Annotated in this window: 25 protein-coding genes and 1 pseudogene; 11 read left to right on the top strand and 15 right to left on the bottom strand. The window is 70.9% G+C overall.

What is annotated here, in order from left to right; translation table 11 throughout:
- The first annotated feature begins 93 nt into the window (after window positions 1-93).
- Window positions 94-432 (top strand): hypothetical protein, encoded by a 339-nt coding sequence (locus ACR68M_RS28175; protein ID WP_441246949.1) that lies wholly within the window; start codon window positions 94-96, stop codon window positions 430-432.
- A 91-nt stretch (window positions 433-523) separates the two neighbouring features.
- On the opposite strand, the gene ACR68M_RS28170 is transcribed toward ACR68M_RS28175, so the two are convergent.
- Window positions 524-1,021 carry a winged helix-turn-helix transcriptional regulator gene (locus tag ACR68M_RS28170; protein WP_441246948.1) on the bottom strand — a complete coding sequence of 166 codons (498 nt, stop codon included), beginning with the start codon at window positions 1,019-1,021 and terminating at the stop codon, window positions 524-526.
- 101 nt (window positions 1,022-1,122) lie between these two features.
- On the opposite strand from ACR68M_RS28170, the gene ACR68M_RS28165 reads away from it, so the two are divergent.
- The gene (locus tag ACR68M_RS28165; RefSeq protein ID WP_441246947.1) at window positions 1,123-1,767 is read left to right on the top strand and encodes a dihydrofolate reductase family protein; all 645 of its coding nucleotides are present in this window, start codon (window positions 1,123-1,125) and stop codon (window positions 1,765-1,767) included.
- A 33-nt stretch (window positions 1,768-1,800) separates the two neighbouring features.
- Here the strand turns inward: ACR68M_RS28165 and ACR68M_RS28160 are convergent, their stop codons facing one another.
- The 3 genes from ACR68M_RS28160 to ACR68M_RS28150 form a co-directional block, all read right to left on the bottom strand.
- Window positions 1,801-2,463 carry a response regulator gene (locus ACR68M_RS28160; protein WP_441246946.1) on the bottom strand — a complete coding sequence of 221 codons (663 nt, stop codon included), beginning with the start codon at window positions 2,461-2,463 and terminating at the stop codon, window positions 1,801-1,803.
- On the bottom strand, window positions 2,460-3,638 hold the full coding sequence (locus ACR68M_RS28155) for a sensor histidine kinase (protein ID WP_441246945.1): 1,179 nt from the start codon (window positions 3,636-3,638) through the stop codon (window positions 2,460-2,462). The genes ACR68M_RS28160 and ACR68M_RS28155 overlap by 4 nt, the downstream gene beginning before the upstream one ends.
- A 95-nt stretch (window positions 3,639-3,733) precedes the next feature.
- Window positions 3,734-4,429, bottom strand: coding sequence for a hypothetical protein (locus tag ACR68M_RS28150; RefSeq protein ID WP_441246944.1), 696 nt, complete (start codon window positions 4,427-4,429; stop codon window positions 3,734-3,736).
- 236 nt (window positions 4,430-4,665) lie between these two features.
- On the opposite strand from ACR68M_RS28150, the gene ACR68M_RS28145 reads away from it, so the two are divergent.
- From ACR68M_RS28145 to ACR68M_RS28130, 4 genes and pseudogenes are all read left to right on the top strand, one after another.
- Window positions 4,666-5,217, top strand: coding sequence for a DUF2269 domain-containing protein (locus ACR68M_RS28145; protein ID WP_441246943.1), 552 nt, complete (start codon window positions 4,666-4,668; stop codon window positions 5,215-5,217).
- A gap of 75 nt (window positions 5,218-5,292) precedes the next feature.
- Window positions 5,293-5,861 (top strand): annotated as a pseudogene (locus ACR68M_RS28140) (glycosyltransferase family 2 protein).
- Window positions 5,862-6,063: 202 nt separating this feature from the next.
- Window positions 6,064-6,342: a CopG family transcriptional regulator gene (locus tag ACR68M_RS28135; protein ID WP_441246942.1), complete on the top strand. Its 279-nt coding sequence runs from the start codon at window positions 6,064-6,066 to the stop codon at window positions 6,340-6,342.
- Entirely contained in the window at window positions 6,339-6,761 is a 423-nt protein-coding gene (locus tag ACR68M_RS28130; RefSeq protein WP_441246941.1) for a PIN domain-containing protein, read from the top strand. Before ACR68M_RS28135 ends, ACR68M_RS28130 begins: the two co-directional genes overlap by 4 nt.
- Window positions 6,762-6,836: 75 nt before the next feature.
- Here the strand turns inward: ACR68M_RS28130 and ACR68M_RS28125 are convergent, their stop codons facing one another.
- The 4 genes from ACR68M_RS28125 to ACR68M_RS28110 all read right to left on the bottom strand — a co-directional run bounded on the left by ACR68M_RS28125 (window position 6,837) and on the right by ACR68M_RS28110 (window position 10,065).
- Entirely contained in the window at window positions 6,837-7,298 is a 462-nt protein-coding gene (locus tag ACR68M_RS28125) for an SRPBCC family protein (RefSeq protein WP_441246940.1), read from the bottom strand.
- Window positions 7,299-8,012: 714 nt separating this feature from the next.
- Window positions 8,013-8,564, bottom strand: coding sequence for a hypothetical protein (locus tag ACR68M_RS28120; RefSeq protein WP_441246939.1), 552 nt, complete (start codon window positions 8,562-8,564; stop codon window positions 8,013-8,015).
- A gap of 207 nt (window positions 8,565-8,771) precedes the next feature.
- A complete protein-coding gene (locus ACR68M_RS28115; RefSeq protein ID WP_441246938.1) occupies window positions 8,772-9,137 on the bottom strand; it encodes a darcynin family protein in 366 nt (121 codons plus the stop codon).
- A gap of 28 nt (window positions 9,138-9,165) precedes the next feature.
- On the bottom strand, window positions 9,166-10,065 hold the full coding sequence (locus tag ACR68M_RS28110; RefSeq protein WP_441246937.1) for an NAD(P)H-binding protein: 900 nt from the start codon (window positions 10,063-10,065) through the stop codon (window positions 9,166-9,168).
- 104 nt (window positions 10,066-10,169) lie between these two features.
- Here ACR68M_RS28110 and ACR68M_RS28105 point away from each other — a divergent pair, with 104 nt between their 5' ends.
- Together ACR68M_RS28105 and ACR68M_RS28100 are read left to right on the top strand one after the other, a co-directional pair.
- Entirely contained in the window at window positions 10,170-11,156 is a 987-nt protein-coding gene (locus tag ACR68M_RS28105; protein ID WP_441246936.1) for a LysR family transcriptional regulator, read from the top strand.
- A gap of 59 nt (window positions 11,157-11,215) precedes the next feature.
- Entirely contained in the window at window positions 11,216-12,388 is a 1,173-nt protein-coding gene (locus tag ACR68M_RS28100; protein ID WP_441246935.1) for an alpha/beta hydrolase family protein, read from the top strand.
- Window positions 12,389-12,395: 7 nt separating this feature from the next.
- Here the strand turns inward: ACR68M_RS28100 and ACR68M_RS28095 are convergent, their stop codons facing one another.
- From ACR68M_RS28095 to ACR68M_RS28085, 3 genes are all read right to left on the bottom strand, one after another.
- Window positions 12,396-13,052: a response regulator gene (locus ACR68M_RS28095; protein ID WP_441246934.1), complete on the bottom strand. Its 657-nt coding sequence runs from the start codon at window positions 13,050-13,052 to the stop codon at window positions 12,396-12,398.
- The gene (locus ACR68M_RS28090; RefSeq protein ID WP_441246933.1) at window positions 13,049-14,140 is read right to left on the bottom strand and encodes a sensor histidine kinase; all 1,092 of its coding nucleotides are present in this window, start codon (window positions 14,138-14,140) and stop codon (window positions 13,049-13,051) included. The genes ACR68M_RS28095 and ACR68M_RS28090 overlap by 4 nt, the downstream gene beginning before the upstream one ends.
- Window positions 14,141-14,308: 168 nt before the next feature.
- Complete coding sequence (locus ACR68M_RS28085; RefSeq protein ID WP_441246932.1) at window positions 14,309-14,701, bottom strand: DUF4345 domain-containing protein; 393 nt, start codon at window positions 14,699-14,701, stop codon at window positions 14,309-14,311.
- Between the two features lie 227 nt (window positions 14,702-14,928).
- Between ACR68M_RS28085 and ACR68M_RS28080 the strand changes: the two genes are divergently transcribed.
- Window positions 14,929-16,149 carry a serine hydrolase domain-containing protein gene (locus tag ACR68M_RS28080; protein WP_441246931.1) on the top strand — a complete coding sequence of 407 codons (1,221 nt, stop codon included), beginning with the start codon at window positions 14,929-14,931 and terminating at the stop codon, window positions 16,147-16,149.
- A 17-nt stretch (window positions 16,150-16,166) separates the two neighbouring features.
- Here ACR68M_RS28080 and ACR68M_RS28075 read toward each other — a convergent pair whose 3' ends face one another.
- From ACR68M_RS28075 to ACR68M_RS28065, 3 genes are all read right to left on the bottom strand, one after another.
- A complete protein-coding gene (locus ACR68M_RS28075) occupies window positions 16,167-17,000 on the bottom strand; it encodes a carbohydrate ABC transporter permease (protein ID WP_441246930.1) in 834 nt (277 codons plus the stop codon).
- A complete protein-coding gene (locus ACR68M_RS28070; protein WP_441246929.1) occupies window positions 17,000-17,902 on the bottom strand; it encodes a carbohydrate ABC transporter permease in 903 nt (300 codons plus the stop codon). The genes ACR68M_RS28075 and ACR68M_RS28070 overlap by 1 nt, the downstream gene beginning before the upstream one ends.
- Before the next feature lie 83 nt (window positions 17,903-17,985).
- Entirely contained in the window at window positions 17,986-19,254 is a 1,269-nt protein-coding gene (locus tag ACR68M_RS28065) for an extracellular solute-binding protein (protein WP_441246928.1), read from the bottom strand.
- A gap of 331 nt (window positions 19,255-19,585) precedes the next feature.
- Here ACR68M_RS28065 and ACR68M_RS28060 point away from each other — a divergent pair, with 331 nt between their 5' ends.
- Window positions 19,586-20,515, top strand: a complete 930-nt coding sequence (locus ACR68M_RS28060; RefSeq protein WP_441246927.1) for an SIS domain-containing protein — start codon at window positions 19,586-19,588, stop codon at window positions 20,513-20,515.
- Between the two features lie 33 nt (window positions 20,516-20,548).
- A complete protein-coding gene (locus ACR68M_RS28055; protein WP_441246926.1) occupies window positions 20,549-21,550 on the top strand; it encodes an ROK family protein in 1,002 nt (333 codons plus the stop codon).
- Here the strand turns inward: ACR68M_RS28055 and ACR68M_RS28050 are convergent.
- Window positions 21,538-22,611, bottom strand: a complete 1,074-nt coding sequence (locus tag ACR68M_RS28050; protein WP_441246925.1) for an inosamine-phosphate amidinotransferase 1 — start codon at window positions 22,609-22,611, stop codon at window positions 21,538-21,540. The two genes, ACR68M_RS28055 and ACR68M_RS28050, sit on opposite strands and share 13 nt — an antisense overlap.
- Window positions 22,612-22,646: the final 35 nt, after the last annotated feature.

Here is a 22,646-nt window from a genome sequence, read left to right as displayed (position 1 = left end):
GACCAGCCACTACAAGCGACGAGGCCACAGCCCAAGAGCTGAAGCCTCGTCAGGACAAGCACCGTTGCAGTACTAGCCGGCGGCGGGGGGACGGTGGGCCGCTACCTGATTGCAGAGCAGGGAGGCAAGCACTTCAGCGAGACTGCGTTCGCGGGCACGGCCAGCGTCCGTGACGCTGAAGCGTCCTTCGCGGGCGAGCGGTATGTCGGTACCGACCAGGTCTTCCGCATCAACGGCCGTCGCGTCGAAGCCTTCTCCGGTATGGCCACGGATCTGTACGACCTCCTTGCGGACGGCAAGGTCGAGGAGTATCGCCGACAGGTATACGAACGCCGCATGGACTGGCCCACGTCGGAGGACATCGACCAGTGGGGTGCGGCCTCCTTCCGGCCGGACGGCACTGCCCTCGCGATACGCGTGGTGCAGGAATAGATCAGCGCTGAATCGAGACCAGCCAGAGGCTAAGGAGTCCGCCTGGCTGGAATCCCATGCGGAGCGGAGCACAGTCGGTCTCCGCCGCAGGTCAGGACACCTCCGCGAGGGCGTGCTCATAGGCCGCCCGGAGGAGTTCGGAGGGGAGCGGGCGGTCGGGGTGCGGGCGGGGGGTGCCCAGGTGCAGCTCGCGGAGTTCGTCCATCAGGTCTGCCCAGAGTGGCGGCCCGCCCTCCTCCAGTAGCCGTGCGCGGACGGTCAGTTCGGGTGTCGTCGGGCGGTGCCGCATCCCCCAGGAGCCGAGCGCGACCATGACGGGGACGGTCTGGATGCCCGCCTCGGTGAGGCTGTAGATCGCGCGCCGTCCTCGTCCGACCTCCTCCTGCGTGAGGAGACCGCCGGCGACGAGAGCCTTGAGGCGGCTGCTGAGGATGTTCGACGCGATTCCCTCCTCGGAGTGAGTGAGCAGTTCGCGGAAGTGGCGGCGCCCACCGAAGATCACGTCACGCAGGACAATGAGGCTCCACTGGTCCCCGAGTGCCTCCACCGCCGCGTTGATCGCACACCCGGACCGTGGTTCGTCCCGCACTCCTACCTCCAGTGATTGCATTCCGCTATCACCGAGTCTACGCTCGCTCTCGACAGGTGATTGCAGTTCGCAATCACTCTCTTCCAGGCTAGGAGCGCGACATGTCCCGTGTGAGAGTCCACAACTTGTCCATCTCCATCGACGGCTACGCCACTGGTGAAGGGCAGTCTCTCGACGCCCCGTTCGGCCACGCGGGCACCCGGCTCCACAAGTGGTTCTTCTCCACCCGGACGTTCCAGCAGATGCACGGCAGCCCGGACGGAAGCACCGGGGTCGAGGACGTCCTCGCCGGCGCCTGGGCGCCCGGCATCGGGGCGGAGATCATGGGCCGCAACAAGTTCGGCCCCCAGCGCGGGCCGTGGGAGGACCACGAGTGGAACGGCTGGTGGGGGCCCAACCCACCGTTCCACACCCCGGTGTTCGTCCTGACCCACCACCCCCGCCCCTCCGTGGAGATGGAGGGCGGCACCACATTCCACTTCATCGACGCCACCCCGCAAGAGGCGCTCCGCCAGGCGCGCGAGGCCGCAGGCGGCCTGGACGTGCGGATCGGCGGCGGGCCGACCACGGTCCGCGAGTTCCTCGCCGAAGACCTCGTCGACCACCTGCACGTGGTCGTCGTCCCGATCGTGCTGGGCCGCGGCGAGCGCCTGTGGGACGGGCTCGAAGGGCTCGAGGAGCGGTTCCACGTCGAGTCCGTGACGACCCCCAGTGGCGTCACCCACCTGACTTTCACCCGGCCGTAGCGCACCGCCGAACGGCGTCCCCGCCGGGTGCAGTCAGCCGAGCCAGCCTGGGCGGACCAAGCCGGATTCGTAGGCGAGGACGACCAGTTGGGCCCGGTCGCGCACGCCGAGCTTGACCATCGCGCGGCTGACGTGGGTCTTGGCGGTGAGCGGGCTGACCACCAGGCGGCGGGCGATGTCCTCGTTGGAGAGGCCGAGCCCGACCAGGGCGAGCACCTCGCGTTCGCGTTCGGTGAGTGCGTCGAGGTTGACCACGCGCGGCTCCTTCGAGCGGGCGGCGAACTCGCCGATCAGGCGGCGGGTGACCCCGGGCGAGAGCAGCGCGTCGCCGGCGGCGGCGACCCGGACCGCGCGGAGGAGCTCGCCCGGCTCGGCGTCCTTGACCAGGAAGCCGACCGCGCCGGACCGCAGTGCCTCGAAGACGTACTCGTCGAGTTCGAAGGTGGTCAGGACGACCACCCGGACGGCGTCGAGTTCCCGGTCGGTCGCGATCCGCCGGGTGGCCTCCAGCCCGTCGAGGCGGGGCATCCGGATGTCCATCAGCACCACGTCGGGGCGCAGTTCGGCGGCGAGGCGCAGGGCCTGCTCGCCGTCGTCGGCCTCGCCGACCACCTCGATGTCGGGCTGGGCGTCGAGCAGCGCCCGGAACCCCGCCCGGACGAGCATCTGGTCGTCGGCCAGCAGGACCCTGATCATCCGTCACCTCTCGTCAGGCGTGCGCGGACCCGGAAGCCCGCCTCGTGCGGTCCTGCCTCCAGGGTGCCCCCGAAGGCGGTGACCCGTTCGCGCATGCCGATCAGTCCGGCTCCCGAGCCCCCGGCGTCACCGCCACCCGCCGGGCCGGGGTCGTCGATCCGAACGGTGAGGCCGTCCGCCTCCCGGGAGAGCCGGACGGTGGCCGTCCGGGCCGCGGAGTGGCGGATCACGTTGGTCAGGGCCTCCTGGATGATCCGGAAGGCGGCCCGCTGGACGGCGGCCGGGGCCGCTTCGGGACTGCCCTCGGGGAGGACGGTGACGGTCAGGCCAGCCCGGCCGGCCTGGTCGACCAGCTCGTCCAGCCGGTCCAGGCCGGGGGCGGGAGTGCGCGGGGCGGAGGACTCCGGTCCGCGCAGCGTGCCGAGGACCTGCCGGACCTCGCCCAGGGCCTCCTTGCTGGCGGCCTTGATCGTCACCAGGGCGCTCCTGACCTGCTCCGGGCGGGTGTCGATGAGTTCGAGGGCCACCCCGGCCTGGACGTGGATCAGCGAGATGCTGTGCGCCAGGATGTCGTGCAGCTCGCGGGCCATCCGCAGCCGCTCCTCGTCGGCGCGGCGGCGCTGGGCCTCCTCCGCGGCGGCCCTGGTGGCGGCGGACCGCTCGCGGCTGACCCGGGCCAGTTCGGCGCCGGTCGCGATGAACAGCAGCACCCCCGCGACCCCCGCCTCCTGCCAGCCGTTCGGTCGCCAGCCCGCCGCCTGCTGCCAGCCGTGCGGGACTGCGTAGGCGAGCAGCAGCTGAGCGGCGTAGAAGGCTCCGCCGCACGCCCAGGCCACCCACCGCTGCCCGTGCTGGACGGCGACGAAGAACGCGACGCCCATGCTGAGGAAGGCCGGGCCGTACGGGTACCCGGCGAACAGGTAGCCGGTGGTGACCGCCGTGGTGCCGGCCATGACCGCCACCGGGTGGCGGCGGCGCAGCAGCAGGAGGGCCGGGCCGAGGAGGAGCAGCGCGTAGCCGAGGGCGTCGAGTTGGACGCGGTCGGGCTGCCGGTGTCCCGCGCCGACCGTGCCGGCCACCTGGGCGACGGCCACGGCCAGCGAGGAGAGCACGGGCGGGCCCGTCCGCTCGGAACGCTTCCACGGCGGCTGCCGGGGCGGGCGTGGATGACTCATGACGGAAGGCTAGTGCCGGGCTCCCTGGTCGGGCATCGGCCGGCGGGCGCGGGGGCGCGTACTACGAGGGGAGTACAGGCGGCGGGAGGGAGTACTCATCGGACCGTCTCGGGGGTGCGGCCGTCCCGGCGCCACAGCGTGAGGCTCACGGCGAGGAACCAGACGAAGCCGACGTAGCGCCCGACCGGGATCAGCAGGGTGGCCGGCTCGGCGACGAGCGAGAGCAGGGACAGCAGGCTCGCGACGGCCAGGACCAGCCCGGACCAGGCCACCCAGGCCGGCAGGGCCCGGCTCTCCAGCGCGGTGCGCGACACCTGCCACAGGACCAGGCCGAGGGTGCCGATGGCGGGGGCGGCGCCGGTGATGAAGGTGAGGTCCATGAGGGCGCGGGAGGTCGGGAGGTCGCCGGAGGAGTTCAGCATCGACAGGACCCAGTTCGCGCTCGCGGACAGGACCAGGAGGATCCCGGACGCCGTCCCCGCCGCCCGGACGACGCCCGCGCGGGTCGAACTGCCGAAGCGGCTCGTGAAGTCGGCGAGCCGGGGGACGAAGGCCAACAGGGCGAGGGCCGAGAGCAGTTGGAACAGGGCCGTGAGCTGGAGGGAACGGTGCAACGCGGCGGGGTCGGCGGCCAGGTACTTCCGCGCCACGTCGTCGCCCGAGTAAGGGGTGGCGAACACTCCGGACGACGGCGCGGTGACGGCTCCGGCGACGAGGCTCGCGATGAAGAGGACGACGTACAGGACGCCGCTGAGGGCTCCGGCGGAGCGTCGGGCGGGCGAGGGCGGCATGGTCAACAGCCTCCGGTGGGTGGGTGGGGTGGTACCGGGCGGAGGGCTCACGTCCGGCACCGCCCAGTCCACCGGAGCGGGTCGGCTGCGGGCGTCCTCCGGAGGGCGGCTCCGGCCGTACTCCCGGGGAGGCAGCGGACGGCTCCGGGAAGCCGCCGCCCGGGGGACGACGGCAGGGCGGCGAGGCGGCGAACATCCCAAGGGCAAGCACCCCGTCGTCTCCCGAAGGGCCTCTCATGCGCACCCCCGCCGCGGGCTTCCGCCTCTCGCCGACTGCCCGCAAGACCGCGGTCATCGTGCACATCGTCAGCTCGGTCGCCTGGCTGGGCCTGATGCTCTGCCTGCTCACGCTCGGCGCGGCGGGTCTGCTGACGTCCAGCGCGGAGACCGTCCGCAGCGCCTACCGGACGATGCCCCTCCTCGGTGACGCGCTGATCCTTCCGCTGAGCCTGCTCACCCTGCTCACCGGGCTGCTCCTCGCGCTCGGCACCCCTTGGGGCCTGTTCAAGTACCGCTGGGTCGCGGTCAAGTTCTGGCTCACCATGGCCGCCGCCGGCGCCTCGATCTTCGCCCTCCCCGCCCGCCTGCACGAGGCGGCCCAGGTGGCGGCCCGGCACCCCACCGGCACCGTTGCGGACATGCACCTCGGATTGATCCGCTACAACCTGGTGATCATCCCGGCCATCGCCCTCTCGGTGTACACCGCCGCCGTCGCGCTCTCCGTCCTCAAGCCCTCCGGCCGCCCCCGCCGCGCCACGAGCAGGCCCCGGGGCCTGCCAGTGGCCTAGGGTTGGATCGCCCGTGTGCCGAGTCCTGGAGTAGGCGTGTCCGGTAGGCCAAGTGTCGACGCGGTGCTGTTGACGATGAACGACCGTGCCGCTGAACTGCGCTTGGCCATCGAGTCGTTGCTGTCCCAGCGCGATGTCGACCTCCGGATCGTGATCGTCGGCAACGGCTGCGAGCCGGACTACGTACCGCCGGGTGTTACAGCAGTCTCCTTGCCGGAGAACCTGGGCATCCCTGGCGGCCGCAATGTCGGTGCCGAAGCGCTGGCCGGCGAGGACGCGGCCGAGTTCATCCTGTTCTTCGACAACGACGCCGTCCTGCCGGACCCTGACACCGTCGCCCGGCTCGCTGCCGAGTTCGATCGCCATCCTGATGCCGCCTATGTCCAGCCGCGGATCGTCGGCCCTGCCAGCGGCACCACACTCGGCCGCTGGGTCCCACGCCTGAGGCCGAAGGATGCAGCCACGCCTGGGGCTGTCACGGTGATGCCCGAAGGAATCGTGCTCGATTCCGGTCCTCAGGGAACCTCGATGTCTGGTTCAGGGGCCTGGCCGAGGGCCTGCGCGGCGGCCATGGCGAGCGGCGGCCGATGAGCTGGCGGACGGTGTGGCGTCTGACCCGGGCCAGCCGCCCTCCGATCATCTGAGGCCGTTGTTCCCCACTGCCTCGCGCGGGGTCGGATCGGGCCGACAGTGGCAGCCCGGCCCCGCGCGAGTTGCCGGCGGAGGGCTTCGTTGCCGAGATGGAGAGCGGCAACGGAACATCCGGCGTGGTGCGCGCAGGCGCGCACGCGTCGGCGCTGAGACAGCAGATTGCGGGCTGGATATACGGCGAGTATGGTCGCTTGTATGGCATCCAAGAAGGTGACCGTGACCATCCCTGAGGATCTCCTCGAAGAGATCCGCACCGAGGCGGACGAGCGCGGTATCTCCGCCTACGTCACCGAGGCGCTGCGCGCGAAGCGGGACCGCGACCGACTCCTGGAACTCGTACAGTGGCTCGAAGAGGAACACGGGCCGGTCACCGAGCCCGAACGCTCTGCGGCATACGACGCACTGGACGACCTTGACGCCGAGCACGAGCGTCGCCGGGCCACTGCTTCCGGGCGCGCCGACGAGGCCGCATGACGCCGAAGCGCGATCACGAGGCGAAGCCGCTCCGTGTCTTCGTGCTGGACTGCGAGGCGCTCTCACTAGCTGTCCGCGGAGATCGCACGATGATCGGCTGGCTCGACCTCGCAGCACGCGGAGAGGCCGACATCATCACCTCCCCCATGACGCTGGTCGAGGCATACGAGGGCAGGACCACGGAACAGCGCTGGGACTGGGTTCTCTCCCGCGTCAAGGTGGCCGACCTGGGCAAGGAGGAGGCCCGGCGGGCTCGCAAGATCCTGGCCGACAGCAACCTGCACGGTCACAAGTACGCGATCGACGCCATGCTTGCCGTCGTCGCGCTCTCGCAACGAGGCCAGGTCACCGTCTTCACGTCCGACGTGGACGACCTGGAGAGACTGCTTCCGGACCGCATCGTCGTCAGGAAGGTCTGAGCGCAACCGACCTGCCGGTAACGGACACGGCTGACCACCCGGACGAACAGTGGTGCTTCCGTGGGCTCGCCAGCCTCAGTTTCCGCCGCTCAGCCGCAGCGCCAGCACCCGGCCGCGCTCGGCCTGCACTGCTCCAGCCTTCCCGGCCGCATAGCGGAGCAGGCCGAACGGCGCGTGCAGCCGCAGTTGATCGACCACCAGGGAGCCGCCGTCGCCGCTCGCGGCGACGGCGAAGCAGTAGTCCATCCGCACACCGCCAGGACTGACCACCTCACCGCTGACCGTCGCCTCGTCCGGCAGGAGAGCGTCCTCGGTCCGCAGGCTGACCCGGATGACGTTGTCGTGCCGGATCAGCCCGAGGAACCGGAAGCGTTCGACGGCCACATAGTGCGTGACCCCGCCCTCGCGGCGGACGTCCCGCACGTCCACGAGCAGCGGGGAGAGCCCGATGTAGTTCTCGGGGACCGCCAGATGAGCCAGCACAGCGGCGGGCGCCGCCGCGATGTCGTAGCTGCAGCTCAGTTCAGTGCTGGGCACGTCCAACTCCCCCGTCCGGTCCGGCTCCGGCCGTCATCGCGGACCGGGAACGTCGGTGGATGATCGCATCATCCTGTCGGCTCCGCCAAGCTGTCGCTCGGAGCTCCTCGGCACCGGACGGATCGCGTGCAGGCGAAGGCAGCCGTCGGGCAGGTGACCGACGGGACTCTGCTCCAGGGTCAGGACCCAGGTGAGGTGGCGTGAGCCGGCGGCCAGGTGTGGGTGGTGGCGCGAGTCGAGGCCGGCGCAGGCGGCCCGAACCCGAACGTACCCGCCGAGATCGGCGGCCGGCTCGACCCGTGGCCGAGCCCGTTCCCGTCGCGGCAGGCAGCCATCCGCTTCCTCGGCGGCGGCCCGGTTGGCGAGGGCTGGGCGGCGGGGCCGGAGGAGCGCGACGGCGGCTGGTGGTCGCGCTTCGACCGCGACGTGATGGTCGGATCGCCGGCCGAGACCGCCCGGCGCTCCTTCTGGGACGAGTGGGCGGAGGTCACGCGGCCGACCCTGGTCGTCCTCGGCCAGCACGGCATCATCCCCGTCCCCGCTCAGGAGACCCAGGACATGCTCCGCCACCGGCGGACACAGTGGCCGCAAGCATCCTTGGCGCGCGTGCACCTGGAGCAGCCCGAGGCCCTGCAGCGGCTGCTCCACGAGTTCCTCGACGCAGTCGCCGAGCGCCCCCGCAGGGACGATCCAGGCTCTGACGACACCCGGAGGTCACGGATGTCCTCCAGCCCGCACATCGCGGCCGAAGAACACGGCAAACAGGTAGACGGGCAGGAACAAGAGGGCAAGGAAGATGGCGGACGCTGCCACCGTCACGTACTCCCACCTGGCGTAGCCGCTTGTCCTGCCCTGTCCGGCGATCCAGAGACCGACGGCAGCGATCACCACAGCGTTCAGCATCGCTGGCCACACCGAACCGCACTGCACCACTACTGCCATGGCCAGAACCACGGTCGAGGGCCCTCGCCACTCCAACGACTCCCCAAAGTCCCAACCGAGTTGCCGCGGCCTCGGCAGCAGGAGCAGTCCGATCACGACCACGAACTCGGCTACTGTCGCCACAACTTCGGCCCGCCCGGAAATCCACTCCGCAGCTGCCACTGTCCAGCCACCCGGAATGGCCAGCGCCTTGCACCAGGAGGCTACTTGGACGAGCGGGGTGCAGCCGTTGCTCAATCCGAACACGGCAGCACCCCCAGCGATCGAGGCCAGGCTCCGAAAGAGGACACCGACCATCTTGAACGACCGGATCTCGTTGCTCACTCTGTTGATCACGCGGACAGGAGCCGTGACGGACACGTCGCCATGGACAATCCCCGCCTGGACGACGGACCCATCGATGCGTCCCCCCGCCTCGTTGCTGAATACTCCTCGCTCACCCATGCACCAGAAGTTACGGCGGGTCGCTGACAGGCCGGACTGCCACGTCAAGCCGCGCGAGCATCCGGAGGTACCTACCGCCACGGTGCGTCAGGTGGCGACGGTGGCGACGGGTTCGAGGCCGTAGGTGCGGGCGTAGCCGTTCTCGGTGCCGACGAGGAGGTCGATGACCTCGAAGTAGCGGTCCCAGAACGGGGTTTCGCGTAGTGCGTCGATGAGGAGCTGGTAGGAGTGGTGGTTCTCCGCCTCCCACACCCAGATGTCGGTGACGCGTGCGGAGTAGAACTCCGTGTCGTAGAAGCGTGACCGGACCCCGGAGGTCTTGGCCTTGATCGCGGGGATGACCTGGGTGGTGAAGGCGTGCACTCGTTCCGGGACGGTCAGGGCGAGCCACTCGGGTGTGGTCTTGACCAGCATGAACGCCGTGACCGGCGGTTCGGTTGGCTCAGCGGACATCGATGGTCCTCCGATCTCTGGTGGGTGGTCAGGAGAGCACGGCGGGCTTGAGGGTCTGGGCGCACCAGCGCTCGAAGCTCGTGGCGGACGTGGTGTCCGGGGTGCGGTGAACGCCGGAGTCGAGGCCCTCGTCCTTGGCGCGCTTCATGTCGACGATGCCTTGGACGAACGCCTTGTCGAGGCCGTAGCCGACGAGGGTGGCGTGCAGTTCATCGAGCGACTGGCGTTCGTAGCGGACGTCGTGGCCGAGCTGTTCGGTCATGACGCGAGCCAGGTCGTTGGGGGACAGGTCCTGCGGCCCGAGGACGGGGACGCTGTCGGAGCCGGACCACGAACGGTCCAGCAGCAGGCCGGCGGCGACGGCGGCGATGTCGGCCACGGCAACGAGGGGGGCCTTGCGGTCGGCGTCCACGACGTCGGTGAAGACGCCCCGCTCACGGATCGAGTCCGACTCCTCCAGGAGGTTCTCGAAGAAGGACGGGCAGGCCAGGGCCCGGTACGCGACGCCGTTGCCAGTGCCGGCGATGAGGTCGTCCATGGCGAGGGAGGCGGTGACGAGGCCCGCGCGGTCGGCGAGTGGGGTGCCGCGGCCGAGCGCGGAGACGCCGACGACGTGGCCGACCCCGTGGGTGGCGAGCGCCTTCACGGCGGGGCGGGTGAAGCCGGTGTAGGCGTCCTGCGGCGTCAGGGAGGCGTCCGGTGGGACGAGCCAGAAGACGGCGTCCGCACCCTCGAAGGCCCGGTCGACGACGTCGGCGTCTCCGTGCGAGCCGGTGATCACCTCGACGCGTCCGCGTGCCTCATCCGGAAGCCGGGTGGGATCGCGCACGATCACGCGCAGTTCCTCGCCTGCGGCGGGGGCGGACTCCAGGAGCCGGGAGAGCAGGTGACGGCCGATGTTCCCGGTGGGAGCAGTGATAACGATCATGAAATCCTCGCAGGTCGTGCCGGATCGGTACGGCTCTCATCCTGCGGAGGGCAACCGTGCTGCCACAATGGGAACTTCAGCACGGAATCATTGACTGAAACGGAATGATGCTGGTGAACAGCCCAGATCCGGTCATCGACGCCAATCTCGCCGTCGCGCTGGACGCCCTCCTGGCCGAGAACAGCGTCACCCGAGCCGCCGCCCGCCTGCACACCTCGCCCGCCGCCATGAGCCGCACTCTCGCCCGCCTCCGCCGCATCCTCCAGGACCCCCTCCTGGTCCGGGCCGGACAGACCATGGTCCCCACCCCGCGCGCCCAGGCACTGCGCGACGAAGCTGCCGCGGTGGTGCTCCGCGTCGGAGCACTGCTCAGCCCCGGCACCGGCCTCGACCCCGCCACCCTGCGCAACACCTTCACCCTCCAGGCCGCCGACCTGGTCGGCGCGGCACTGGCCCCCGGTCTGCTGCAGCTGGCGCGGCAGGAGGCACCGGAGGTCTCGTTCCGGCTCCAGGCCGAGGAGTTGGAGGCCGGACCCGCCCTCCGCGACGGCCGGATCGACCTGGAGATCGGCTCCATCGACCACGTGGACCCCGAGACCCAGGTCGAAGCACTGGTCAGCCTCCGCATGGTGGCGGCCGTCCGGCCCGGCCACCCGCTCACCGGGGAGCCCCTGACCCCGGCCCGGCTCGCTGCCGCCGAACACGTCGCGGTCAGCCGACGCGGCCGCTTCACCGGCCCCCTCGACGCCGCCCTGGCCGAGCAGGATCTCCGCCGCCGGGTCAGCGTCGTCCTCCCCAACCACCTGGCCGCGATGACCCTCGCCGCCCGCAGCGACGTCGTCTGCCTCGTACCGGCCGCACTCCCCGGCGCCGCTCCTTCGATCCTCACCGAGGACGCCACCGCGCTCGGGCTGCACCTCCTCGACATCCCGCTGGTACTGCCACCACTGACCATCGGCATGGCCTGGCACCCCCGGAACGCAGCCGACAGTGCCCACCACTGGCTCCGCCATGCCGTCCGCCGGACTCTTCGCGGACCCCGGGAGGCCCCTGTCCCCCTCGGGGTGATGTCCGGTCCGCCTCCGGGGTGACGCCCTGTCCGCCCCTGAGCGGACGTCGGATGAGGTGAGCGAGATCTAGCGTCACTGCCATGACCAGCATCCGTCGCACTGCCGTGGCCGCCGCACTCGCGCTCGCCCTGCCGCTGCCGATCGCCGCCGCGGGCACGGCGTTCGCCGCCCCTCCACCCACTGCCGCCACCGCGGCCTCGAACGCCGCTGTCCAAGGGGAACTCCCCCGCCCGACCGGCCCGCACGCCGTCGGCCGCAACACGCTGCAACTCGTCGACGAGCGCCGCCAGGACCCCTGGGTGCCGGCCTCGGGCCCGCGTCGGCTGATGGTGTCGGTGTACTACCCGGCCCGGCCCGGGACCGGCGGGCCGGCCGCCTACATGAGCACCGAGGAGGCCAGGCTGCTGCTTCAGGACAAGGCCCCGGGCTCCGGCCTCCCGCCCGAGGCGCTCAGCACCACCCGCGTCTGGGCTCTCGCCGACGCGCGCCCGGAGCACGGGAAGTTCCCGCTGGTCGTGCTCTCCCCCGGCTTCACTTTCCCGCGCGCCCTGTTCACCAGCATCGCGGAGGATCTGGCCAGCCGCGGGTACGTCGTCGCGCTGGTCGACCACACCTACGAAGCCCCCGGGGTCACCTTCCCCGACGGACGGACGCTCACCTGCACCATCTGCGACCAGCCCCCGGCGGGCGGGTACGAGGCCATCGCCCGCAGCCGGGCCGAGGACCTCTCGTTCGTGATCGACGAGCTGACCGGGCCGCGCCCTGCCTGGCGGTACGCCCGCATGATCGACAAGGACCGGATCGGGATGGCCGGGCACTCCCTCAGCGGCGACGCCACCGCCATGGCGATGGCCGCCGACGACCGGGTACGGGCCGGGGTGGACCTGGACGGCAGCTTCCAGGAGGCGGACCCGGCCACCGGCCTCCACGGCCGCCCGTTCCTGCTGTTCGGCGCCGAGCACGAGAGCCCGGGTATGGACCCGTCGTGGACGAAGGCCTGGGCGGACCTGGACGGCTGGAAGCGCTGGCTGACGATCGCCGGTTCCGAACACGGCAGCTTCAGCGACCTGAACCTCCTCGCCGCGCAGGCGGGCAGGCCCGCGCCCAGCGGGGCGATCCCCCCGCTGCGCGCGCTGGAGCTCACCCGCAGCTACCTCGGAGCCTTCTTCGACCAGCAGCTGAAGGGCCGCCCGCAGGCCCTGCTCGACTGCCCGTCACCGGCCAACCCGGAGATCACCTTCCAGCGTCCCTGAACAGCCTTCAGGTCGGCGACACCAGCCCTGCTTCGTAAGCGGCGATGACCAGTTGGACGCGGTCGCGGGCGTCCAACTTGGTCAGCAGGCGAGCCACATGGGTCTTGGCGGTGGCGGGGCCGATGAAGAGAGCAGCGGCGATCTCACCGTTGGAGAGGCCGCGCCCGACCAGCGTCAGCACCTCCCGCTCCCGTCCGGTGATGCCGTCGAGCCGCCGTTTCGGCAAGGCCCGTCGGGGTCGTTCGGCGAACTCCTCGATGAGGCGGCGGGTGACGCTCGGCGCGATCAGGGCGTCACCGGCGGCCACCACCCGGATCGCCGCGATGATGTCCACCACCGCCATGTCCTTGACCAGGAAGCCGCTCGCACCGGCCCGCAGCGACTCGTACACGCTGTCGTCGTCGTCGAACGTGGTGAGCATCAGCACCCGAGGCGGCGCGGCGGTCGCCGTGATCACCCGGGTGGCCTCGATGCCGTCCATGCCGGGCATCCGGATGTCCATCAGTACGATGTCGGGCCGGGCCTCGCCGACCAGCCGGACGGCCTCGGCACCCGTGCCGGCCTCGCCCACGATCTCGAGGTCGGGGAGGTCCGCGACGACCATCTTCAGCCCGGTGCGCACCAGCTCCTGGTCGTCGGCGAGCACGACACGGATCGTCGTCATCCCGGCAGCCTCGCCGCGACCCGGAAGCCGCCCTCAGGTCTGGACCCGGCGCTGAACCGGCCGTTGAGCAGGGCGACCCGTTCGCGCATCCCGGGGATCCCGTAACCGGCCCCCGCCGCCGCCCCGGTACGTACCGGGCCGCTATGCACCGAGCCGGGCCCGTCGTCGACGACCTCGATGGCCAACTCCTCGTCCCCGTACTCCACGGACACCCGGCAGTGGTCGGCGCCGGAGTGGCGCACCGCGTTGGCGACCGACTCCTGGATGATCCGGAAGGCGGCCACGTCGATCTCGGGAGGCAGCGGACGCCGCTGCCCCCGCCAGTGCACCTCGACCCGGACTCCGGCGTCCGCCGTCGTCTCGGCCAACCGGTCGAGCGCCTCCATGCCTGCGCGGCCGGGACCGGGGCCCTGACCGGGTGACGCCTCGTCGGCCCGGCGCAGCGAGACGAGCATGCGCCGCAGCCCGGCCAGCGTCTCCCGGCTGGTGCTCTCGATGGCGCCCAGCGCCTTGCGTACGTTCTCGGGTTGGGTGTCGATCACCAGGCTCGCCGAGCCGGCCTGGATCGCGATGACGCCGATGCTGTGGGCGACCATGTCGTGCAGTTCACGGGCGATCCGCAGCCGTTCGGACGTCACCGCGTGGGCGCGCAGAGCCTCGCCGTACTGGCGTTGCTGGCGGATCGAGTTGCCGATCAGCCAGCAGACGAGGACGGACACGGCGAGTCCCGACAGCATGCTCGCGAAGTCACTGAGCTTCTCCTTGCCGTGATCCACCGCCACCCACTGGAGGGCCCAGCCGGCCAGCTCGACGACGGCGGCCACGACGGCGGTACGACGGGGACGGCTCGCCGCGAGGTAGCCGACGAGACCACCCATCGCCAGGAAGAACGGCCAGGTCTTCCCCCAGAGCAGGCCGGCTGCTGTCGATTCGGCCAGGAGCACCCCGAAGACCGCCAGCGGCCACCGGCGGGCCCAACCGATTGCCAGCGCCAGGGCGACCGCCACGGCCGCCCGGAGCACGAGCAGCAGGAAGACGGGCTGGTGATCAGCCGTCAGCCGACAGGCCGTCGTAGCGAACAGCAACATCGCGAACAGCCCGGCAACACACCATGTCAGGCCCGTCCACACGCCCGACGGCAGCCGTCTCAGCCACGGAGGACGCGGCATCCCTTGATCCACCCGCCGATCGTAGCCTCGGCTCCACCGCCGGGCGTCCCCCTGCGGGCGTACGCCCACGGGGCTACCCACCCACGGTCAGGCGGGTGCCACCGCCAACCGCTCCTCCGCGTCCGCGAGCCAGAAGAACACCGGCGGCAGCACCAGCTCGATCACCGACAGCACCACCTGGAACCCCTGCGGCCACCCGTGCACGGCGAGCGACAGCAGGCGCCCCGCTGCGCCGAGAAGGAACACCCCGGCCAGCCACCTGACCGCGTTCGCGGGGATCGGCGTCTGCCGGACCACCCACAACCAGGCCAGCCCGTAGCCCGCGAAGATCGCCCCGAAGAACCGGCCCAGACTGTCGATCGTCGCGTCGGCCGACCCCTCTCCCGGGATCGACGCGTTGCCGAGCAGGACATGGACGAGCCCGATCACCACGCACGCGATACCCATCGCCCACACGAGCCCTCTGAGAACCCTGGCCATGATCCTCCGCCCTCACCTCTGGTTGACACGTGCCCACCAGGCTAAGCCCAACGGCGGGGCGGCCCGGCGCAATCCGGTGGCGGCGGCTCTCAGGGCCGGGGCCAGGGATGCGCCAGGGGTGGCTCAGGGGCTGGTCAGGGTGGTTCCCGGATGACTGGGCGGGCTGGGCGCAGCAGACTTCTGGGTGTGGCCGAGGGTGCCACGAACTACTGCTGAGGAGTACCGAGATGACTGTTACCGCCGTGAACCGCCGTTCCACCCGGCGTGGTTGGGCAAGCGCCGGGGCGGTCGGTGCGCTGGTGGTGGCGCTCACGGCCGGGGTGGCGACGGGGGCCCAGGCGGCCGGCCCGCCGGCGCCGCCGGACGCCCAGGCGCTGCGCGCCTCGATCGCCGGGCTGCCGAATGCTCAACTGACCAGTGCGGTGGTCCTGGTGGACGGCAAGGACGGCCGCTGGTCGGGGACTTCCGGCAGCGGCGACCTGGCCACCGGGCGGCCGGTGGCGGCGGACGGGCGGTTCCGGATCGGCAGCATCTCGAAGGTCTTCACCGCCACCGTGGTGCTCCAGCTCGCTGCCGAGCACCGGGTGGATCTGGACGGCACCGTCCAGCAGTACCTGCCCGGTGTCCTGCCGTCCTCCTACCCGGCCATCACCGTACGGCAGTTGCTCAACCACACCAGCGGGCTGCCGGCCGGGGGTGACCTGGGCGGGGACGACGGCAGTGCGCAGTGGTTCGTCGGCCACCAGGACGAGAGTTGGACGCCGCAGCAGGTGGTGGCCGAGGCCGGTAACCGTCCGATGCAGTTCCAGCCGGGCACCGCGCAGCAGTACAACGGCCTCAACTACTTCCTGGCCGGGCTGCTGGTCGAGCAGGTCACCGGCCACCCGTACGCGCACGAGCTGAACGCGCGGTTGCTGCGCCCGCTCGGGCTGCACAGCACCTCTGTCCCGGCTGCCGACGACACCCGGCTGTCGCACCCGACCGCGCACGCCTACCTGACCGTCACCCGGCCGGACGGGTCGACCGAGCAGGCCGATGTCACCAAGCAGAGCCCCTGGCCGTGGGCCGAGGGCGGCATGATCTCCAGCGCACCCGACCTGGACCGCTTCCTGACCGCGCTGCTGCGCGGCCGGCTGCTGCCGCCCGCCCAGCAGGCCGAGCTGTTCTCGGTGCCGGACGTGCCGAACGTCCACAACCGGAACTGCGACATCGGGCCGACCGCCGGGCACGCCTGCTTCAGCACCGGCCTGATGCGGTTCAGCCCGTCCGACGGCGTGGTGCTCTGGGGCAAGACCGGCAGCCGCCCCGGCTACACCAACGGCATCTTCGCCACTCAGGACGCGAGCCGCGACCTCGTCTACTCGCTCACCCCGACCAGCCGCGACGGCGCGCCCTTCGCCGCCCAGTACGGGATCGCCGCCGCCGCCTTCGGTCTGGCCGGCCACTGACGTCCCGTCCCCGTGGGCTACTTGACGGAGCCTGCGGTGAGGCCGGAGACGACCTGGCGTTCGATGAAGGCGAAGAGGATGACGACGGGGAGGATGGCGACGACGGATCCGGCGAAGAGGTAGTTCCACTGGACGGTGTAGTTGCCGATGAAGTTGTTGATGCCGACGGTGAGGGGTTGGCTGTCGGGGATGGTGGTGAGGCGTAGGCCCATGACGAATTCGTTCCAGGCCGAGATGAAGGTGAAGATGACGGCGGTGACGATGCCGGGCATGGCGAGGGGGATGGTGACGCGGCGTAGGGCGCCGAGTCGGCCGAGGCCGTCGATCTGGGCGGCTTCCTCGAGTTCGACGGGGATGGAGGAGATGTAGGCGGTGAGGATCCAGATTGCGAACGCGAGGTTGAAGGCGGCGTTGCAGATGATCAGGGTCCAGACGGAGTTGAGCATGTGGAACTGGTAGAACTCGCGGTAGAGGCCGACGAGGAGTGAGGTCGGCTGGAACATCTGGGTGACGAGGACGAGCAGCAGGAAGGCGCGGCGTCCGCGGAAGCGCATCCGGGCCGTGTAGTACGCGGCGGGCAACGCCACCAGCAGGACCAGCAGCGTCGAGCCGCCGGCGACCAGGAGGGTGACCTGGAGGTTGGTGCCGAGGGTGGAGTCGCGCCAGACGTTGACGAGGTTGGACCAGGCGAAGTGCTTGGGGAGGTAGGTCGCGTCGCGGAGTTCATCTGCGGGGCGCAGCGCGGTGACGACCATCTCCAGGTAGGGGAGCAGGAAGAGCGCGGCGAGCAGCCAGGCGACGGCGGTGATGACCAACGTGCGGGGCTTCAACGAACCGGTCTTGAAGGTCATCAGCTCTCCTCGTTCCAGCGGCTGACCTTCAGGAACGCCAGCACCATCACCACGACCAGGCCGAAGTTGACGACCGACATCGCGGCGGATTCGCCGATGTCGGTGTTCATCAGCTGGAACGCGAAGACCGTGGTCGTGGCCGTCTGGCTGTCCGGGCCGCCCTGGGTCATGCCCCAGATGATCGGGAAGGAGTTGAAGACGTTGATCAGGTTGATCACCAGGCCGACCATCAGCGCGGGCCGCAGCAGCGGCAGGGTGATCAGCCGGTACGTCTGCCAGCCGCTGGTGCCGTCGACCTTCGCCGCCTCGTACACCTCGCCGGGGACGGTCTGGAGACCGGCCAGCAGCGTGTAGGTGGTGAACGGCAGCGAGACGAACACCGCGACCAGGGCCATCCAGGGCCTGGCGGTGCTGGGGTCACCGAGCCAGTCCTGCGGTCCGCTGATCAGGCCGAGGTCGGTCATCACGGTGTTGAGGACACCGGCGGTGCGGTCGAGCATCCACTTGAAGCCGATGGAGGTCATCAGCACCGAGGCCGCCCAGGGCGCGATCAACGCCCAGCGGGTCAGCCGGCGGCCGGGGAACTGCTGGTTGAACAGCTGTGCCAGCCCCAGTGAGAGCACCACGGTCAGGCCGACGACGGCGACCGTCCAGACGACCGTCCAGAGCAGGACGTGCGGGAGGTCGGTCTCGCCGAAGAGTTTGCGGTACTTGTCGAGGCCGGCCGAGCCACGGACGAAACCACTGGTGCTGATCCGCAGGAACGAGGTGTGCACCATCTCGTAGACGGGCCACAGCACCACGAGTGCGATGAGCAGCACCGCGGGCCCGATCCACGGGGCCGGGCCGAGCCTCGCGAGGAGGGTGCGCCCCGCTCCTCGTACACCGGTTCTGTGCGACAACGGTCGTGCCTTTCGTTCTGGGATACGGGAGGTGAGGGGGCCTCGGCTTCGAGGCGGCTCACCTCCCGTACGGGGAACTGGTGTTACTTGTTGGCGGCTGCGGCCTGGGCCTTCTTCTGGAGGTCGCCGAGGACCTTGGCGGGGTCGTCCTTGACGGCGCTGCCGCCGCTCTTCTTGATCTCGGCGGAGACGGCGTCCCAGCTGGTGTCGCCGAGGGGGTAGAAGGAGGCGCTGGGCAGGAGGGCGAAGAACGGGGCGAGGTCCTTGTGGGCGGGGTTGCCGGTCATGTCGCGGAGGGTGTCCTGGGTGACGGGCATCAGGTTGTAGAGCTCGTCGAACTTGAGGGTGTTCTCCTTGGAGTACGCGAAGTCGAGGAACTTCTTGACCTGCTCGCGGTGGCCGTTCTTCTTGAACGCCATGACCCAGTCGGCGACGCCGAGGGTGTTCTTGAGGGCGCCGGCCTTGCCGGGGATGGCGGTGACGCCGTAGTCGACCTTGCCGTCCTTGGACATCTGGATCAGTGAGGGGTGGCCGTTGAGCATGGCGGCCTTGCCGGCGGCGAAGTCCGCGAAGGCGGTCTTGCGGTCGGTGGTGGCGGGGTTGGGGTAGGTGAGGCCGGGGTCGACGAGGTTGGTCTTGAGCCAGTTGAAGGTGTCGGTGTTGGCCTGGCTGTCGAGGCTGTACTTGCCGTTGGCGTCGGTGAAGCCGCCGCCGTTGCCGAGCTCCCACATCATCGACTCGCCCTGGGCTTCCTCGGGGCCGAGCGGCAGTGCGTAGGGGGTGACGCCGGGGACCTTGGCCTTGATGAGTGCGGCGTCGGTCTTGACGTCGTCCCAGGTCTTGGGGGCGTCGGTGATGCCGGCCTGCGCGAAGATCGCCTTGTTGTAGAAGAACGCGCGGGCGGAGGAGACGAACGGGATGCCGTACTGGGTGCCGTCGACCTGGCCGGCCTTGGCGAAGGTGTCGATGAAGTTGGCCTGCACGCCGATCGACAGCACGTCACCGGCCTTGTAGAGGAGGTCGTCGGCGACCTTGTCGGCGTAGCCGCCGGTCTGCAGGATGTCCGGCTGGTTGCCGCTCTGGATCATCGTCTTGACCTGCTTGTCGATGTCGTTCCAGTTCACGACCTGGACATCGACCTTGATGTTCGGGTTCGCCGCCTGGAAGGCCTGGGCGACACCGTCCCAGTACGCCTTCGAGCTGTTGGCCGCCTTGTCACCGTAATCGGCCGCGACCAGCTTGAGGGTGGTGACACTGTCCGACGCCGATCCGCCGGAGCTGGACGAACACGCCGTCAGGGCGAGGGCACCGGTGAGACCGATGGCCGAGAGAGTCAGCAGACCCCTGTGCATCACAACTACCGCCTTTGCGTGGGGAGGGCGCGCAGACACCGCAGCTCGGTCGGGTGGAGATCGGGCGTGGTGTCAAGGGCGCAAACGGTGCGCGCCTGCTCGGTTCGGAAGGCCTGCCGCCTCCGCTGAGCGCAAGTCCTATCCCCTCCACGGCAAGCAGACCAGACCGGTTACCGAATTGTTGCGGCGAAGGCTTCGCAGAATCGGTACATATCGCCTCATATCAGGGCCATCCTTTGATGATTCAAGCAGATCTTCGCCAATTGTTTGCGCACTGATGCTTGCAACTGCTATCAATCGAGCAATTGCAGTCAACTTGAGGGGCTACCCGATGGCGTCCACCACCCGCCCGTCCGCGAGCCGTACCGCGACGGAGATCGCCACCCAGCCGTCCTGCTGGCGCAAGGCCGCCGAACTCGCCCCCGGACACCCGGCGTTGCCGCAGCGGGGCGAGCGGGTCGCCGTCATCGGCTGCGGCACTTCGTGGTTCATCGCCCAGGCGTACGCCACGCTGCGGGAGGCGGGCGGCCACGGCGAGACCGACGCGTTCGCCGCCTCCGAGTTCCCCTTCGACCGGGCCTACGACCGGGTGCTGGCCCTGACCCGTTCCGGCACCACCACCGAGGTGCTGGAGCTGCTGGGCCGGGTGCGCGGCACCACCCGCACCAGCGCCGTCACCGCCGACCCCGTGACGCCGGTGATGACGGCGGCGGACTCCGTCGCCGTCCTGGACTTCGCCGACGAGACGTCCGTCGTGCAGACCCGGTTCGCCACCAGCGCGCTGGCGCTGTTCCGCGCCCACCTGGAGAGCGAGGGCGCGCTGCCCGAGGGCGTCCGCACCGTCGCCGAGGCGGCCGAGGACGCCGAGCTCGCGCTCGCCACCCCGCTGCCAGAAGGCCTGACGGGCGCCGAGCAGTTCACCTTCCTCGGCGCCGGCTGGACGTGCGGCCTCGCCCAGGAGGCGGGCCTCAAGATGCGCGAGGCGGCCGGGGCCTGGACGGAGGCCTACCCCGCGATGGAGTACCGGCACGGCCCGATCAGCATCACCGCCCCCGGCCGGGTGGCCTGGATGTTCGGCCGCCTCCCGGAGGGACTCGACCTCGACATCAGCCGGACGGGCGGCCTCCTCGTCGAGTCCCCGCTCGACCCGATGGCCGACCTCGTCCGCGTGCACCGGCTGGCCGTCGAGCTGGCCGAGGCCCGCGGCCTCGACCCGGACCAACCGCGCAACCTGACCCGCTCGGTGGTCCTGCACCCCTGACGGCCTCCTCCGTAGAAGGGCACGGTCACCCCCGTGGAACACGTCATCGCCCTCGACGTCGGCGGCACCGGAATGAAGGGCGCACTCGTCGCCCACGACGGCACCGTGCCGTACGAGCTGCGCCGGCCCACCGGCCGCGAGGCGGGGCCGCGCACCGTCGTCGCCTCGATCCTCGACCTGGTCACCCGACTCGGCCGGGAGAGCCAGGAGCGCTTCGGCGCGCCCCCGGCCGCCGCCGGGGTGGCCGTGCCGGGGACGGTCGACGAGGAGCACGGCATCGCCGTCTACTCCGCCAACCTCGGCTGGCGTGACCTCCCGCTCCGCGACCTCATCGCCGAACGGCTGGCCGAGACCGGCCGCCCGCTGCCCGTGGCACTCGGCCACGACGTCCGGACCGGCGCGCTCGCCGAGGGCCGGGCCGGTGCCGGACGCGGCATCGACCGCTTCCTCTTCGTCGCACTCGGCACCGGCATCGCCGGAGGGATCGCGATCGACGGACGGATCGAGGCCGGGGCGCACGGCAACGGCGGCGAGATCGGCCACGTCGTGATCCGGCCCGGCGGCGCGGCGTGCGGCTGCGGACAGCACGGCTGCCTGGAGACCCTGGCCTCCGCCTCCGCCGTCTCCCGCGCGTGGGCCGAGGCCAGCGGCGACCCCGCCGCCGACAGCGCCGACTGCGCGCGGGCCGTCGAGGCGGGCGACCGGCGGGCCGTCGCGGTCTGGTCCGAGGCCGTGGCCGCACTCGCCGACGGCCTGCTCGTCGCGCACAGCCTGCTCGACCCGGCCGCGATCATCGTCGGCGGCGGGCTGGCGGAGGCGGGCGACACCCTCTTCGGGCCGCTGCGCGCCGCCCTGGAGCAGCGGCTCGTCGGGTTCCACATCGCGCCCGCCCTGCTGCCGGCGGCGCTCGGCGACACCGCCGCCCGCGTCGGCGCCGGTCTGCTCGCCCACGACCTGCTCACACCGGACCAGCCCACGCCAGGCCCGCCCTCCCGGGGCTTCCCGCACCAGGCTCGGCCGGATCACGACAGGTAGTCCTCCGGGCCGCCGTCACGCCGGGTGTCCAGGGTGACGCAGTGGAAGCCTCCACCGAGCACCCGGGAGTGCCGCAGCCGGTGCGGCAGGACGGTGATCCCGGCGTGCTCCAACAGCTTGATCAGGCCGCGCTGCCCCTGCTCCACGATCGCCGTGGCCGGGTCGACCATCAGCAGGTTCATCCCGATCCAGCTCTCGCTGAGCATGGGCTCGGGCTCAGCGGCCCTGGTTTCCGCCGGAGGGCACCACAGGACGTCCCAGCCGCGCAGCTGGTCCGGCACCGTCTCGGGTCTGATCCGCTCGGGGTTGAGCAGCACCAAGCCGGGCCGCAGCAGCGCGATGGTGCTGTCGATGTGGGTGTAGCCGTAGATGCCGCGCAGCGGGTGCAGGCGCAGGTCGCCGAGCAGGCCGAGCGTCGACTCCAGCCAGCGCAGGCCGAGTTCGTTGCCGCTGCGGGAGACCTGGTAGAACACGTCCCGGCCGAGGCGGAGCACGTTGGCGGCGTCGAAGACGGGCTCGCTCTCCCCCAACAGCGGCAGACCCTCCGCGTCCGACTCGAAGAGTTCGTCGCGCAGCTGCGGGCGTGGTGCGCAGAGCCAGCGGGAGCCGGCCCGCAGGTAGTCGTTGAACAGCGCCCGCAGGCCGAACACCTCGAAGTAGCGGGCCCGCATCGGGCTCGCCACCTCGATCACCGTCTCGCCGACGACCAGGGTGAGGTCACGCGGGCAGTAGGAGTGGAACCCGCCGTCCGCCCGCCACTGCGGCGCCGCGAACCCGGCAGCGTGGTCGACCGGTTCGGGCCGGTGGACGGTGACACCGAGGCTGCGCAGGGTGGTGGCCAGTGCGTCCAGGTCCTCGTCGGTCTCCTCGACGACCTGCTGCGGGTAGGGCCCGGTCCGGATGGCGGCCAGCTCGGCGGCCCGGCTCTTCGGGAAGCACGAGAGCCAGGCGGACGGGTCCGACAGCGCGGGCAGCCGGGCCCCGGCGGCGGAGCCGACCACCACCTCCCGCAGCGTGCTGAACTCGTCCCAGCTGTGGACCGGACGCACCGGATCGGACATGGCTCCCCCTGGAATGCGGATGCGGATGCGGTCTC

Source organism: Kitasatospora sp. McL0602 (genome assembly GCF_052076145.1).
In the GTDB taxonomy this organism is placed as follows: Bacteria; Actinomycetota; Actinomycetes; order Streptomycetales; family Streptomycetaceae; genus Kitasatospora.
The sequence above is the reverse complement of the archived record's forward strand: the minus strand, read 5'-3'. Positions and strand labels throughout refer to the sequence as shown.